Annotated in this window: 10 protein-coding genes; 5 read left to right on the top strand and 5 right to left on the bottom strand. The window is 69.3% G+C overall.

What is annotated here, in order from left to right; translation table 11 throughout:
• The first annotated feature begins 56 nt into the window (after positions 1-56).
• Positions 57-704: an RlmE family RNA methyltransferase gene (locus DAT35_RS40050; RefSeq protein ID WP_108074563.1), complete on the top strand. Its 648-nt coding sequence runs from the start codon at positions 57-59 to the stop codon at positions 702-704.
• A gap of 60 nt (positions 705-764) precedes the next feature.
• Complete coding sequence (locus DAT35_RS40055; protein WP_108074564.1) at positions 765-974, top strand: hypothetical protein; 210 nt, start codon at positions 765-767, stop codon at positions 972-974.
• A 51-nt stretch (positions 975-1,025) separates the two neighbouring features.
• Here DAT35_RS40055 and DAT35_RS40060 read toward each other — a convergent pair whose 3' ends face one another.
• On the bottom strand, positions 1,026-1,718 hold the full coding sequence (locus DAT35_RS40060) for an SOS response-associated peptidase (RefSeq protein WP_108074565.1): 693 nt from the start codon (positions 1,716-1,718) through the stop codon (positions 1,026-1,028).
• A gap of 156 nt (positions 1,719-1,874) precedes the next feature.
• Here DAT35_RS40060 and DAT35_RS40065 point away from each other — a divergent pair, with 156 nt between their 5' ends.
• The 3 genes from DAT35_RS40065 (at position 1,875) to DAT35_RS40075 (ending at position 10,642) form a co-directional block, all read left to right on the top strand.
• Entirely contained in the window at positions 1,875-2,789 is a 915-nt protein-coding gene (locus DAT35_RS40065; RefSeq protein ID WP_146210085.1) for a hypothetical protein, read from the top strand.
• 150 nt (positions 2,790-2,939) lie between these two features.
• Positions 2,940-9,002 carry an alpha-2-macroglobulin gene (locus DAT35_RS40070; protein ID WP_108074567.1) on the top strand — a complete coding sequence of 2,021 codons (6,063 nt, stop codon included), beginning with the start codon at positions 2,940-2,942 and terminating at the stop codon, positions 9,000-9,002.
• Between the two features lie 167 nt (positions 9,003-9,169).
• Complete coding sequence (locus DAT35_RS40075; protein ID WP_108074568.1) at positions 9,170-10,642, top strand: CHASE3 domain-containing protein; 1,473 nt, start codon at positions 9,170-9,172, stop codon at positions 10,640-10,642.
• Between the two features lie 28 nt (positions 10,643-10,670).
• On the opposite strand, the gene DAT35_RS40080 is transcribed toward DAT35_RS40075, so the two are convergent.
• From DAT35_RS40080 to DAT35_RS40095, 4 genes are all read right to left on the bottom strand, one after another.
• On the bottom strand, positions 10,671-11,306 hold the full coding sequence (locus DAT35_RS40080; protein ID WP_108074569.1) for an HAD family hydrolase: 636 nt from the start codon (positions 11,304-11,306) through the stop codon (positions 10,671-10,673).
• Positions 11,303-12,418 (bottom strand): polyprenyl synthetase family protein, encoded by a 1,116-nt coding sequence (locus DAT35_RS40085; RefSeq protein WP_108074570.1) that lies wholly within the window; start codon positions 12,416-12,418, stop codon positions 11,303-11,305. The genes DAT35_RS40080 and DAT35_RS40085 overlap by 4 nt, the downstream gene beginning before the upstream one ends.
• A 5-nt stretch (positions 12,419-12,423) precedes the next feature.
• Positions 12,424-12,990 carry a TIGR00730 family Rossman fold protein gene (locus tag DAT35_RS40090; protein WP_108074571.1) on the bottom strand — a complete coding sequence of 189 codons (567 nt, stop codon included), beginning with the start codon at positions 12,988-12,990 and terminating at the stop codon, positions 12,424-12,426.
• Between the two features lie 182 nt (positions 12,991-13,172).
• Positions 13,173-14,201: an EndoU domain-containing protein gene (locus tag DAT35_RS40095; protein WP_108074572.1), complete on the bottom strand. Its 1,029-nt coding sequence runs from the start codon at positions 14,199-14,201 to the stop codon at positions 13,173-13,175.
• Positions 14,202-14,211 lie beyond the last annotated feature (10 nt).

Raw genomic sequence — 14,211 nt, forward strand, 5'->3', positions numbered from 1 at the left:
CGTTTCGCGGATGCAAGACACCCGCCACTGCTCCGGCTTCCCGAAGACAGTAGCGGATGGTAGGGACCGCTCTCGCCATGGGCAAGCCCTACCGTCCGAAAGACCACTATTTCAAGAAAGCCAAGCAAGAAGGGTTGAGAGCCCGTTCCGCCTTCAAGGTGGACGAGATTCTCAAGCGCTTCCCGTTCCTGAAGAAGGGAGGCACGGTGCTGGACCTGGGAGCGGCGCCAGGCGGCTTCCTGCAGATATTGGCCGACACGGTGGGCCCCAGCGGCCGGGTCATCGGGGTGGACATCGTGGCCATCCGGCCCTTCAGCCAGCAGAACGTGAAGACGGTGGTGCTGGACGTGCTCGCCGACGACTTCGACGCGAAGCTGCGCGAGCTGTACGACGGGCCCTTCGACGCCGTCATCTCGGACATGGCGCCCAAGACGAGCGGCATCCGCACCACCGACGAGGCGCGCAGTCTGCGGCTGGCCCGCAAGGCGCTCGAGGTGTCCGTCACCCGGGGCCGTCCTGGCTCGGGCTTCGTCGCCAAGCTCTTCATGGGCGGCGAGTTCGAGGAGTTCCGCAACGAGGTGCGCGCCAGCTTCGAGGACGTGAAGCTGGTGCGTCCCGAGGCCACTCGCGGCGCCAGCATGGAGGTGTACGTGATTGGGCTGCGCCGCAAGGGTCCCGTGGCTTCCGGGCCTGTGCCCGCCTAGACTGCCGCACCGCGCAATGCCGGGGTGTTCCCCAGGTCCTTCACGAGCCGAGGTAGGTCCATGCCAGCAGACCCGAAATCCAAGCGCGGCAATGCGTCACGCAAGGCCCTCAACGCGCTCGAGGGCGACGACGAGTTCAGCGTCTTCTCGGTGGACCCCGATGCCTACAAGCCCCCCGTCTCCCTCAAGGACGACACCCAGGGCCGGCCCGACGACACCCGCGCGACGAGCTCGGTGGTGCGCTTCCTGCGGAAGATTTTTGGCGACTAGCGGAAGCCCGGGCCGGCCGTCGCCCGGGCGCGTCCTCTGGTGATTCGAGTGTCAGGCCAGGAGCGTGGACTGGCTCGCCACGCGCTCGATGCAGGCCGGCACGTCGTTCGTCGGTGAGTTCACCACGCGGGCCACCTCCCAGGCCTCCAGGGGCTCGTTCTCATTGGGCACCAGCAGGGGCTGCAACACCGTGGCCTCCTGCGGCTGCGGACTCAGCCACAGCTCCCGGGTCTCGGGCGAGAGGATGACGGGCATCCGGTCGTGGATGGGGGCCATCAGTGCGTTGGGGCCGGTGGTGATGACGGTGCAGGTGCGCAGCACCTCGCCGGTGTCCGGGGCTGTCCACTCCTCCCACAGCCCGGCGAAGGTCATGGGCCGGCCGTCCTTGCGGCGGAAGAGGTAGGGCGTCTTGGGCTTCGTGCTCTGCTTCCACTCGAACCAGCCATCCACGATCACCAGACAGCGCCGGCGCTTGAGCGCGGAGCGGAAGCTGGGCTTCTCCGCCACCGTCTCGCCGCGGGCGTTGATGAGCTTGCTGCCGATGGAGGCTTCCTTCGCCCAGGAGGGGATGAGGCCCCAGCGGTAGGCGTCCAGCATGTGCGCGCCGTCGTTGATGACCACGGGCATCAGCTGGGTGGGGGCGAGGTTGTAGCGGGGGCGATCGAGCGCGGTGCGCACGCCGGTGAGGGAGAGCTCACGCGCGATCGCCAGGGCGGGGGTCTGGATGGTGACGCGGCCACACATGGCGCGCAGTATGCCCCGAGAACTGCATCCGGGACACCGATTCAATCCCTCCAACGTGGCGTGTGGATGTCAGACACTCGGGGGAGAATCTGTCTGGGGTTTGCCCATTTTCCTGGGCCTTTGTCGGGTACCAACCCCTCCCTGAAAGGAATGTTCATGAGACTTTGGAATTTCGGCGCGTATGTGCTCGCGCTTCTGGTGGTGGCTTGCGGTGGAGAGTCCGTGCCAGTGACGCAGGGGCAGGGGGCGGAGGGCACGCTACGGCTTCCGCTGGTCTCGCCAGGGCCGTACGGGGACTACCGCCTGGTGGGCGCGACGTTCAACATCACTGGACCGCAGACGGTGACCATCACGGACACGTCGCCGGACACGGTGCACGCGGCGCTCATGGCCGGCGCCTATACCATCGAGCTCGCGGGCTCCTGGCACCTGGAGCGCACGGATGCGCCCGGGACGGTCGTGCCGGCCCAATTGCTGTCTCCCAATCCCCTGTCGTTCTACGTGACCAAGGATCAGCTGTCCGATGTGCGCTTCCTCTTCAAGATCGCCGGGAGTGGCGCTGCGGACGTGGGCTTCAAGGTGGATCAAGGGGGGTGGATTGCCGGGACCCTGCAGTTCACCGCTCGTGAGAGCCCGGGGAATGGACCGAGCGTCTTGGATGAGCTGGTGGGCAAGAGCGTGCCCTTCGTCATCGGCTTCGAGTCGTCCGCGCTCAACCGGGGGACCTCCAGGGACTTGAATGTGCAGGCCATCGGCCCCCTCACCGTCCAGTTCGGGGGGCCTCATTCCGATCTCCTGGCCCACGTCGCTGCTTCCATCTCGAGGTACTCGTATGTCTACTTCAACCTGCGCGCGACCCCGAGTGGACTCATCGAGTCCGGTCCCATCCAGATCTGGTCGGAGGACTTCGCCCTCGAGCTGTTGCCGAGCGCTCCCTCTCCGGGAGTGCTCGACAGCGAGGGTTATCCCGCCCCCCGGCTCTTCCAGTTCGAGACCGAGGGCGCCCTCCGTTCCTCGCACGAGCCCGGGAATGGAGTGCGTGGCCCGGCGAGCGTGAACCTCCAGCCCTGAGCCATCCCGCCGTGCAACACCCCGCGCTTCTCCCGGGACGTGAGAAAGACTGCACCCGTTTTCCAATCCCAGGAGGAGCGCGGGCCTCGAAGCCGGATTCGCCTGCTGCATTTGTCTCGAAAGTCCTGGCGGCCTCTCTAGAGTGTCCGCATGTCGCCACTTCCGGGATTCCGGCCGCTCTTCACCCTCCTGACACTCATCGCCTTCCTGTCCGCCGTCCCCTCCGCTCGGGCGCAACAAGCCGTGCCCTCGTGGAAGGACATCGACGCGCTGGTGGGGGAGCAGAAGTTTGAGGCCGCCGTTCAGGGCACCGAGGCGCGCCTCGCGCAAGCCCGCACCCAGGGCAACGACGACGAGTGGGCCCGGGCGCTCATCCGTGTGGTGCAGTTGCGCACCGGGCTCCATGGGTACGAGACGGCGGTGCTCTTTCTCCGGGAGCAACCGTGGCCGAAGGGCCTGTTGCCGCGCACCGCGCTCAACCTCTACTACGCCAGCGCGCTCCTCGAGTACGCGGGGCGCTATCGCCACGAGGTGAGCCAGCGCGAGCAGGTGGTCTCCGGCGGGCCGGTGGACCTGAAGCGGTGGACGGCCGAGCAGATCTACACGGAGGCCCGGCGCGCGCTCGCGGAGGTGTGGGCGGAGCGGGAGCGGTTGGGCAAGGAGAAGGTGGGGGCGCTCTCGAGCGTGCTCGTGCCGAACGACTACCCACCGGGCATCCGCGACACGCTGCGCGACGCGGTGACGTACCTCTGGGTGGGCATGTTCGTGGACCAGCTCCAGTGGCGGCCGGGTCAGGCGGATGAGCTGCACCGCCTGGACCTGAGCGAGCTGCTGGAGGGCTCGCCCCGGGTGGATCTGGTGGACCCGTCGGTGCATCCGCTGCGCAAGCTGGCCGCCATCCTGGGAGACCTGGAGGCATGGCACCAGGCCTCGGGCCAACGCGAGGCGGCACTGGAGGCGCACCTGGTGCGCGGCGAGCGGCTGAGCCAGGCCTTCAACGAGAAGGCGGACAAGGCCCGCATCCTCCGTCACATGGACGCGTACCTCGAGGGCTACCGGAAGGTGCCGTGGTGGGCGATGGGGCAGGGGTGGCTGGCGGAGCTCGAGCGCTCCGAGGATCGGCCGGTGCGTGCCCGCGCGAGGGCACAGGGGTGTGTGGCGGCCTTCCCGGAGAGTCTCGGGGGCAAGCGGTGCGCACAACTGGTGGCGGAGCTCGATGCCCCGGAGTTCTCGGTCTCCAGCATGCACTCCGATGGTCCCCGCAAGCGCTCCATCGAGGTGACGCATCGCAACGTGTCGCGGCTGTACTTCCGCGCCTACGCGTATGACGTGGAGTCGAGGCTCGCCAAAGGCGCCCTCTACGATGAGCTCCTGGGCATCGACGGGGACTCGTCCTCCACCAAGGAGTTGAGGCGCCGCATCGAGAGCGAGCGGCCCGTGGCGGCCTGGGGCGAGACCCTGCCGGCGACGTCGGACCTGCGCTCGCACCGCACCTTCGTGGTGCCGCCACTGACGGAGACGGGCAGCTATCTCATCGTCGCCTCGACGCGCGAGGACTTCGGGGAGGCGGACAACCAGGTGACCGCGACGCTGATGACGGTGACCCCCTGGGTCTTCGTCACCCGGATGGACGAGCGGGGGCGCCTGGCGGTGCGGGTGGTGGAGGGCGAGTCGGGTCAGCCCTCGCCGGGCGTGGAGGTGCGCCTGTTGAGGATGGGCGACGTGAACCGCGTGTTGCGGACCCTGAAGACGGATGCTCGGGGCGAGGTGGTATTCCCGGAGGCGCCGGGTTGGGACAATTCCTTCGTCGTCGTGGGCCGCGGCCGGCAGGCCTTGCTCGGCAGGGATGGGTTCTACAACTACGGGCGTGAGCCGCGGCAGGAGGGGACGCAGGCGCTCGTCTTCACGGATCGCAGCGTGTACCGCCCGCTGCAGAAGGTGCTGTGGAAGGTGGTGGCCTTCCGCGGGAATGGAGAGCAGGCGCGCTACCAGACGCAGTCCCGGCAGCGGTTGAGGGTGTCGCTGGTGGACGCGAATGGACAGGTCATCGAGAAGCGCGAGGTGTCGACCAATGACTTCGGCTCGGTGGTGGGAGAGTTCACCGTGCCCGCGGGGCGGCTGCTCGGCTCGTGGCTCGTGCGGGCCAGCGTGGGCGAGCGGGAGGTGGGCAGCGCGAGCGTGCGAGTGGAGGAGTACAAGCGGCCGACGTTCGAGGTGACACTGAAGGACCCGGATGCGGCGCTGCGCCTCAACCGCCCGGCCACCTTCCGGGGCGAGGCGCGCTACTATTTCGGGCTCCCGGTGACGCGCGGCACCGTGCGCTGGCGCGTCCACCGCGAGCCCCTCTTCCCCATCTGGTGGTCGCGCATCGGGGGATTCCCCCTGGCGACTCGCGTGGTGGCCAGCGGCTCCTCGGTGCTGGGCGAGGATGGCGGTTTCCAGCTCATCTTCACGCCGGACGCGGACGAGCGGGCTGCCTCCTCGCGCGATGTCTCCTGGCGCTACCGGGTGGAGGCGGACGTGCTGGACGAGGGCGGGGAGACGCGCTCGGCGAGCCGTGCCTTCCGTCTTGGTCTGGTGGCGGTGGAGGGGCGCGTGGACATGGACGAGGGCTTCCTGCGCGAGGGCGTGGCGTCGGAGGTCCGGCTGCTGCGTTCGAACCTCGATGGCGTGCCGCTGTCCGGGGCGGGCCGGTGGCGGCTGGTGGCGGTGAAGCAGCCCGCGCGGCCACGGATGCCCGACGAGCTGCCCGTTCCGAAGGCTTCCGTGGAGAGCGTGGGCGCGGAGGCCCGCATCACCACTCCGGGGGACTCGCTGCGGCCCCGGTGGCAGGAGGAAGGCCTCCCCTCCGAGGAGAGCTTCCGGGACTGGGCGGATGGCGAGGAGTTGGCCCGGGGCTCGGTGACGCATGACACCCAGGGGCTCGCGCGGGTGAAGCTGCCCGAGCTGCGCCCTGGTATCTACCGCGTGCACTACGAGACGGAGGATGCCTTCGGAGAGCGCTTCACCACGTCGCGCGAGGTGCTGGTGTCGGGCGAGCGTGCGCCGATCGCGGTGCCGGCGATGCTGCGCGTCGAGCGGACCTCGGTGAAGGTGGGCGAGACGGCGCGCGTGCTGGCCTTCTCCGGCTTCGAGGGGCAGCCGCTGTTCCTGGACATCCTCCAGGGAGACACGCTCGTGCAGCGGCGCGTGCTGGCTGGGGGGAAGGATCCGTCGGTGCTGGAGCTCCCCATCACCGAGGCCCTGCGCGGTGGCTTCACCGTGACGCTGGTGGCGGTGCGGGACTACCAGGTGCTGCGGTTCGTGCAGCAGGTGTTCGTGCCCTTCGACGACAAGGAGCTGCACCTGGAGTTCGCCACCTTCCGGGATCGGCTGCGTCCGGGCGCGAAGGAGACGTGGCGGGTGACGGTGAAGGGGCCTCGGGGAGATCGGGTGGCGGCGGGGGCCGCCGAGCTGCTCGCGTACATGTATGACCAGTCGTTGGATCTCTTCGCGCCGCACTCACCCCCGAGTGTGTCGGCCTGGTACCCGCAGCGCGCGCGGGAGGTGGCGCTGGGGGCCAGCCCGAGGGAGACCTCTTCCCGGTGGCTCTATGGCCAGCGCCTCCAGACGGTGCCGGAATGGAGCCGCCCGAGGCAGGACGAGCTCATGTTCGAGGACGGGGACAGCCTCGGTGGTCCGGGAGTGCGAGGCATGCCCTGGGGCCTGACGGTGAGGTCGTTCGAGTCCATGAGGCGCATGACGATGGCGGTCTCCCGGGCTCCAGTGCCCGGGGCTCCTGCTCCCAGCGCCCGGCAATACGACGACAACCAGGAGGTCGTGAGCGAGGACTCCCGCGAGGTGCCGGCCAAGGCGGCGCGGGCCGGGCTGAGTCCCGAGGTGCCACCGGAAGCGGTGCGCGGCAACTTCGCGGAGACGGCCTTCTGGGTGCCGCAGCTGCTCACGGGGCCGGACGGCTCGGCGGTGCTGGAGTTCACCGTGCCGGACTCGGTGACGGCGTGGAACGTCTGGGTGCACGCGCTGACGAAGGACCTGAAGGGCGGCTCGGTGCAGCGCCAGACCCGGAGCGTGAAGGAGCTGATGGTGCGCCCGTACGTGCCGCGCTTCCTGCGCGAGGGCGACAGCGCGGTGCTGGAGGTGGTGGTGAACAACGCGGGCGAGGCCACGCTGGAGGGCACGCTGGCGCTGGACATCGTGGAGCCGGAGAAGAACGCGAGCCTGCTGTCGCGCTTCGGGGTGAAGGCGGCGAGCCAGCCCTTCCGGGTGGAGGCGGGGAAGGGGACGACGGTGCGCTTCCCGCTGGTGACTCCGGCGGAGCTGGGGCCGGTGGCCTTCCGCGTCACCGCGAGGGCCGGGGACTTCAGTGATGGGGAGCTGCGCCCGCTGCCCGTGCTGCCCGGCCGCATGCACCTGACGCAGTCGCGCTTCGTGGCGCTGCGCGGTGGGGAGCGCAAGGTGATGGAGTTCCCGGACATGCGGCGTGGGGACGACCCGAGCCTGCGCAACGAGCAGCTCGTGGTGACGGTGGACGCGCAGCTCTTCCACGCGGTGCTGGCGGCGATGCCGTACCTGGTGGACTACCCGTACGAGTGCACGGAGCAGACGCTCAACCGCTTCGTGTCCACGGGCATCGTCACCAGCCTGTCCCGCAAGTATCCCGAGGTGGCGAAGCTGGCGAAGTCGCTGAGCGCGCGCACCACGCGGCTCGACCCGTGGGACGCGGCGGACCCCAACCGGAAGATGGCGCTGGAGGAGTCGCCCTGGCTGGAGGAGGCGGGAGGCGGGAGCGACAAGGGGTACCCGCTGGCGAAGGTGTTGGATCCAGACGTGGCAAAGGCCGAGCGTGACTCGGCGTTGGCGAAGCTGCGCCAGGCGCAGACGTCGGACGGAGGCTTCCCCTGGTGGGCGGGCGGCCCGCCGTCGCCGTACATGACGCTCTACATCCTGCACGGGCTCTCGCGCGCCGCGGACCATGGAGTGGAGGTGGATCGCGGCATGACGAGGTCCGCGTGGGAGTACCTCTCCCGGTACTTCCGCGCGGCGTACCTGGAACCGTTGAAGAAGGGGGAGGTGAAGGGCCTGTCGTGGGAGTTCCTCACGTTCCTCGAGTACGTGGCCTCGAGCTTCCCGGACGCCAGCTACCTGGGCGACGCGCTCACCGCCGAGGAGCGTGCGCGCATCCGCGACGCCGGCTTCCAGCACTGGAAGGAGCACTCGCCCTACCTCAAGGGCTACCTGGCGCTGGCGCTGAAGCGGGCGGGGCGCGACAAGGACGCGCGGCTCGTCTTCGACAGCGTGATGGACTCGGCGAAGACGAGCGAGGAGCTGGGCACGTACTGGGCGCCGGAGGACCGGAGCTGGCTCTGGTACAACGACACCACGGAGACGCACGCCTTCGCGCTGCGCACGCTGCTGGAGCTCAACCCCAAGGACGCTCGGCGGCACGGGCTCGCGCAGTGGCTGCTGCTGGACCGGAAGCTGGGCCACTGGAAGTCCACGAGGGCCACGGCGGAGGCGGTGTACGCCCTGGTTCAGTACCTGGAGCGCGAGGGCGCACTGGGAGTGCGTGAGGACGCCAAGGTGACGGTGGGCGGCCAGACGACGGCCTTCGTCTTCAAGCCCGAGGTGTACACGGGGAAGGGGAACCGGGTGGTGGTGCCGGGGCCGGAGGTGAAGCCGGAGACGGGCAGCTCGGTGGTGGTGGAGAAGGGGGGCAAGGGGCTCGCGTTCGCCTCGGCCACCTGGCACTTCTCCACGGAGCGGTTGCCGGAGGAGGAGCGGGGAGACTTCTTCCAGGTGTCCCGCCGCTACTTCCTGCGCGAGCAGGTGGGGACGGAGGCGGTGCTGCGGCCCCTGGAGGCGGGGACTCGGGTGGCTGCCGGGGACGAGGTGGAGGTGCAGCTGTCCCTGAGGACGAAGCACGCGGCGGAGTACGTCCACCTGAGGGATCCCCGCGCGGCGGGCCTGGAGCCGGAGCGCACGGAGTCCCAGCACCGGTATGACCTGGGCATCGTCTGGTACGAGGAGCCGAGGGACTCGGGGACGAACTTCTTCTTCGAGTGGCTGCCGGCCGGCGAGTACACGTTCCGCTACCGTTTGCGAGCGAACATGGCGGGCACGTTCCGGGTGGGCCCCGCCACCGTCCAATCCCTGTACGCGCCCGAGTTCACGGCGTACTCCCAGGGGGCGGTGCTCACGGTGGGCGGCAGGTAGCCCCCCTTTCACTCCGGGCGGGAGGGGGTACACCGGCCGGGCAGGCGTCAGGAGGGCCAGGGGGAGCCCTCCGGAGGCGCGCCGAAAGCCCGGCGAGTGACATAGACTCCAGGACTCCGGGGGGTGGTGCCGTGGCGCCTCCTCCTCCCGGCCGAGGAGACGAGACGATGCTTTCGAGATGGACAGTGGGGCGGCAGTTCTTCGTGGGCTTCCTGCTGGTGACGTCGTTGATCGGGATCTTTATCTTCCTGACCCGCCAGCGCACCCAGGCCTTCGCGGAGGCGTCGACCCTCGTGTCGCGGAGCCACAAGACCCTCAGCGAGATCGAGCGGTTTCTCACCATCGTCAAGGACGCGGAGTCGGGGCAACGCGACTACATCCTCACCGGCAACGACGCCTATCTCGAGCCCTACCGCCAGGCCACCGGGGCCCTGGCCAAGGAGTTCGCCGCCCTGCGCGAGTTCATCGCGGACAACCCCGAGCAGGTGCGTCGCCTGGAGGTGCTCAAGGAGCTCGTCGACCAGAAGATGGTCAGCCTGCGGACCACCATCGAGGTGCGTCGCACCCAGGGCTTCGAGCCGGCCCTGGCCTCCATCAACTCCGGTGAAGGCAAGCAGTTGATGGACGCCATCCGCAAGTCCATCGCGGAGATGCAGCAGCAGGAGGCGACGCTGCTCGCCACGCGCGACGGGCAGCAGGAGGAGGATGTGCGCGCCTTCAATCAGTTCTTCTGGATTGATGGGCTCGGCATCCTGGTCTTCGTGCTCCTGACCGCCATGCTCATTGGCAAGAACCTGGAGCGCAAGCTCCAGACCGCCATCGCGCAGGTGCAGGGCTCCTCGACCGAGCTCCATTCGGCCGCCTCCCAGCAGGTGACCGGCGCTCGCGAGCAGGCCTCGGCCACCACGGAGATCTCCACCACCGTCAAGGAGCTGCTGTCCACCTCGCGGCAGATCGCCTCGAGCGCGCAGCAGGTGGCGCGCGTGGCGGATGATACGGCCGGTGCCGCGCGCACGGGCAACGAGACGGTGCAGCGCGCCCAGGATGCCATCGACACGGTGAACCGTCAGGTGGACGCCATCGTCAACCACATGCTGGAGCTGGGTAAGCGCTCGCAGGAGATCGGCGGCATCCTGGACATCATCAACGAGCTGGCCGAGCAGACGAACATCCTCGCCATCAACGCCACCATCGAGAGCGCCGGCGCGGGCGAGAACGGCAAGCGCTTCGCCGTGGTCGCCGAGGAGATCCGCAAGCTGGCGGACCGCGTGGGCGGTGCCACCAAGGACATCCGCGTCCTCATCGACGAAATCCGCGCCGCCTCCAACACCACCATCATGGCCACCGAGGACGGCTCCAAGGCGGTGCAGAGCAGCGCGAAGCAGTTCTCCGATGTGGCCGGCAACTTCCGGCGCATCGCGGAGCTGGTGCGCGCCAACCTGGACGTGGCGCGGGAGATCGAGATGAGCACCCAGCAGCAGACGACGGCGGTGGAGCAGGTGAACATCGCCATCCTCGAGGTGGCTCAGACGGCCCAGCAGTCCGAGGTCAGCTCCACGCAGACGCTGCAGACGGCCAACCGGCTCACCCAGCTCTCCCAGCAGCTCAGCGCCATCCTCGACGCCAAGGCCGCCGCCTGAGCGCACGGCCAGGCGGGACGGGGGAAGGTCAGGCCGCGAACAGCTCGCCGAGCCCGCGCAGCAGGCCTTCTCCCGTGTTCTTCCCCCGCCGGTCGAGCAACCACGCGCGCATGCCCACCCGCCGCGCGCCCTCGACACACTCCGGCCGGTCATCGATGAACAGGCACGCCTCGGGCGCCACGCCGAGCGCACGCGTGATGGCCTGATAGGCCTCGGGCGCGGGTTTGGCGGTGCCAATCATGGCCGCCGAGAGGGCGGCGTCGACCAGCTCTCCCAGGCCCAGCGCCTCCAGCGAGCCGGGCAGGTCGAGCAGGGTGAAGTTGGACAGCACTCCCACCCGGTAGCCGCGGCGCCGCGCCTGTTCCAGTGCCGGGCGCGCGTCCGGGAAGGCGCGCAGCGTCTGGCGGGGATTGAAGCGCAGCAACTGGCTGCGCACCTCCTCGCCCAGCCCCAGCTCTCCGCATAGGTTCACCCAGAAGGCGTCCCAGAAGGCCCGCTCGCTCGCGGCGTCGGTGACGGCCTGTCCCCGTGCGGCCCAGCTCCGCAGGTGGCCTCCGAGCTGCTCGAGTCCGAAGGGCAGCAGCGGCCCGAGCTCCTGGCGCGTCCGGTCGAGGTCGAACTCGGCGAGCACGCCGTCCCGGTCGAAGATGACGGCCCCCGTCATGCGGCCACCAGGGCCACGCCATCGAGCGCGTGCCGGATCTGCTCCTCGGTGACGAGCTCGATGCCCTTACATCGCCTGAGGCGATCCACCCAGGTGGAGGTCATCTCCTGGATCGCCGGGCGGATCTCCGGCGGAGCGGCGGTGACACAGGTGCGGTAGTCCGAGAGCACCTGCGCGACGGTGCCGCGGACGCCCACCTCGAGGATGGCCTGGCGGATGGGGCGCAGCAGCTTCTCGAGCGTCGCGTGCGAGTGCACCGTCACCCGGTGCAGCTCCCTCACGGAGGTGCCGGCTGCCTTCGCCCGGCAGGTCTCCCACAGGGCCGACAGGTCGCCGCGCAGGGACGGATACCGCTCGAGCGCCAGGAGCAACGGCCTCGTCACGGCGCCCATCAGCACATCATCGTTCTCGCCCTCGGAGCCCCGGTCCTCGAGGATGTTCACGATGTCATCGACGTCCTGGAAGATCCGCCCGAAGGGCTCCTGCACCGCGAGGGGCGAGGGCTCGCGTCCGTTGAGCAGCAGCGCCGTGTCGAGCCCGAAGGCGACACCGACGGTGTTCTCCCGGTAGCGGTTTTCCAGCCACCGCTCGAACAGGTCCTCGGTGGGGTAGATGTGGTGCCGCTCCCAGAGCTGGAGCGAGTGCAGCTCCACGAAGAGGCGCATCGTGGCATCGAGCAGGCGCGGATCCACGCGCGCCGCCTCCCGGGCGACCAGCGCGATGAGCGTGCTCACGAAGGGCGTGGTGCTGGCCTCGCCGAAGCGCATCGGGAAGGTGGGCCGCCCCGAGCGCATGGGGGTGCGATCCACCGTGTCGTCCAGGATGGCGCAGGCCTCCATGCTGAGCATGAAGATGGGCAGGAACTCGCGGTGCGAGGCCTGGATACCCCCCGAGGCCTCGGCCGTGGTCAGGAACATCAGCGGCAGCAGCATGAAGGACGGCTGCGGGTTGTCGCGCACCACCGTGTCGTAGAAGGGCCGCAGCGCTCCGGGGATCGGCAGCGAGTGGAGCACCCTCCGGGCCTCCTCGACGAGCGGCGTGAAGCTCTCGCGCTTGCGGGCGAACACCCCTTGGAAGAGCTGGGGGTACTTCAGGGGGACAAGGTCTTTCATGTTCGTCACTCCGCCACCGCCCGCGGCGTGGGCTCGAACCCCAACGCGGGGAGGATCTGCTCCACCTGGGACACCACGGTGAAGAGTGCGTCGGCGCGCGCATACGAGAAGCCGTGCTTCACCACCGACTCGGTGAGCGCCACGAGCGGCTGGAAGAAGCCTCGCGTGTCGACCAGCACGATGGGCTTGTCGTGGATGCGCATCTGCCTCCAACTGATGACCTCGAGCGCCTCCTCCAGGGTTCCGAAGCCACCCGGCAGGACGACGAAGGCATCGGAGCGCTCCGCCATCTTCCGCTTGCGCTCGTGCAGATCCGCCGTCCAGATGAGCTCGGTGAGGCCCCGGTGCGCGACCTCGTAGCGCTCCAGCGCCTGGGGCATGACTCCGACGACCCGCCCCCCCTTGGCGAGCGCCGCGTCCGCGACCGCCCCCATCAGTCCCGCCCGGGCTCCTCCATAGACGAGCTGGATTCCCCGGGAGGCCAGGGTCGTGCCCAGCGACACAGCAGCGCCCATGTGCTCTTCATACACACCGGGCGCGGAGCCGCAGAAAACGCAAACGGATTTTGTCATGAGCCGAGAGGGGAGAGGGGGGCGCTTCGACTCGCTTATTCTCTACCTGCAAGACTCCGTTCCACAACGGGCGACCCGTTCGGTTGACGCAAGAAGTCGTCCAGATACATCCCACCCTGGAGCACCGTGGAGCAGGTCGCTCGGGTGGCTCCTTGGCGCGTCATGTAGGAGACCACCTACCTCTACTCGCCACAGGAGGGCCGTTCGTCGGTGGGGAAGAGGGAGGCGATGCCGTAGGTGCCATTGCGCGTGCCGCACCAGATGCGCCAGGAGGTGCCGCCGAGGTCCGGCGCCGAGTACACGCCGCCCTCCTTCTTGGCCCCATCGCGTGTGCAGCAGCGGGCGAAGGCGCGGGTGCCGATGGCGAGCATGTTCACCGGATCCGCGTCCCGCATGAAGCCGCCGAGCTTCTTCTCGGCACAGGACCAGGGAGCCACGCCCCGATAGCGGAGGACGTACTGCGAGCCCCGCAGCGCCTTGCCACCGACTGCCGGGCCGTCGAAGCAGAGCTTCCCCTCGGCCTCGAGCTGCGCGTAGCGCGGCAGGTAGTGCAGTCCGCCGATGCTCCGGGTGGTCCAGTCATCGCCGCAGAAGACGTGGGTGAAGGCGTTGCGAGGCCCCGTGCTCACCCAGAGGCCGGTGAGCCACTCGATGTTGGCCTGGCGCGAGCCCGGGCGCCCCGCGGCGGACAGGGCCCGCTGGAGGCGCGGGTCGTCGTAGTGCGCGGATACGAAGCGCTGCACGTCGCCGCGGCTCACCGAGGCGTCCGGCCGCGCCGGGCACATCCCGAGCACCTCGCGGTCCACGGACGTGAGCGCCGGCGCCTGGCGGAAGAGGGGCGGATTGTCGCAGCGCGTCGGACAGCCGCTGGCCTGGGGGGCGTTGGCGGGCAGGGGCGTGGACTCGGGGGCGCGGTCCCTCGAGGCGAGGAACTCCCCACTGAGGCGTGGCTTCTCGGGGAGCTCCGCCGTGCCGTCGCACTTCACCCAGCCCTCGCCCGTGGCCCCCTTGAGCTTGCACCATGCTCGTCCGGGGCCTCCCTTCTTGATGACGGGGTAGGCCGTGTCCGGCTCGACGGTGAAGACGACCTTCGTGGAGTCGGGTTCCGCCACGGCCTCCAGCCGGGTGCCGGAGACGAAGGCCCCCGAGGCATGGGCGCGCGAGGAGAGGGTGGTACACAAGGCGAGCAGAAGCAGGGTCAGGGTCCGCATGCCGTGGAGA

The sequence above is a fragment of the Vitiosangium sp. GDMCC 1.1324 genome (assembly GCF_003044305.1).
Taxonomy (GTDB): Bacteria; Myxococcota; Myxococcia; order Myxococcales; family Myxococcaceae; genus Archangium.

What these genes read in the sequence shown, in the direction of transcription:
- DAT35_RS40050 (WP_108074563.1), top strand. Translation starts at nt 57, where the DNA reads ATGGTAGGGACCGCTCTCGCCATGGGCAAGCCCTACCGTCCGAAAGAC.
- DAT35_RS40065 (WP_146210085.1), top strand. Translation starts at nt 1,875, where the DNA reads ATGAGACTTTGGAATTTCGGCGCGTATGTGCTCGCGCTTCTGGTGGTG.
- DAT35_RS40060 (WP_108074565.1), bottom strand. Translation starts at nt 1,718, where the DNA reads ATGTGTGGCCGCGTCACCATCCAGACCCCCGCCCTGGCGATCGCGCGT.
- DAT35_RS40080 (WP_108074569.1), bottom strand. Translation starts at nt 11,306, where the DNA reads ATGACGGGGGCCGTCATCTTCGACCGGGACGGCGTGCTCGCCGAGTTC.
- DAT35_RS40095 (WP_108074572.1), bottom strand. Translation starts at nt 14,201, where the DNA reads ATGCGGACCCTGACCCTGCTTCTGCTCGCCTTGTGTACCACCCTCTCC.
- DAT35_RS40075 (WP_108074568.1), top strand. Translation starts at nt 9,170, where the DNA reads ATGCTTTCGAGATGGACAGTGGGGCGGCAGTTCTTCGTGGGCTTCCTG.
- DAT35_RS40070 (WP_108074567.1), top strand. Translation starts at nt 2,940, where the DNA reads ATGTCGCCACTTCCGGGATTCCGGCCGCTCTTCACCCTCCTGACACTC.
- DAT35_RS40055 (WP_108074564.1), top strand. Translation starts at nt 765, where the DNA reads ATGCCAGCAGACCCGAAATCCAAGCGCGGCAATGCGTCACGCAAGGCC.
- DAT35_RS40085 (WP_108074570.1), bottom strand. Translation starts at nt 12,418, where the DNA reads ATGAAAGACCTTGTCCCCCTGAAGTACCCCCAGCTCTTCCAAGGGGTG.
- DAT35_RS40090 (WP_108074571.1), bottom strand. Translation starts at nt 12,990, where the DNA reads ATGACAAAATCCGTTTGCGTTTTCTGCGGCTCCGCGCCCGGTGTGTAT.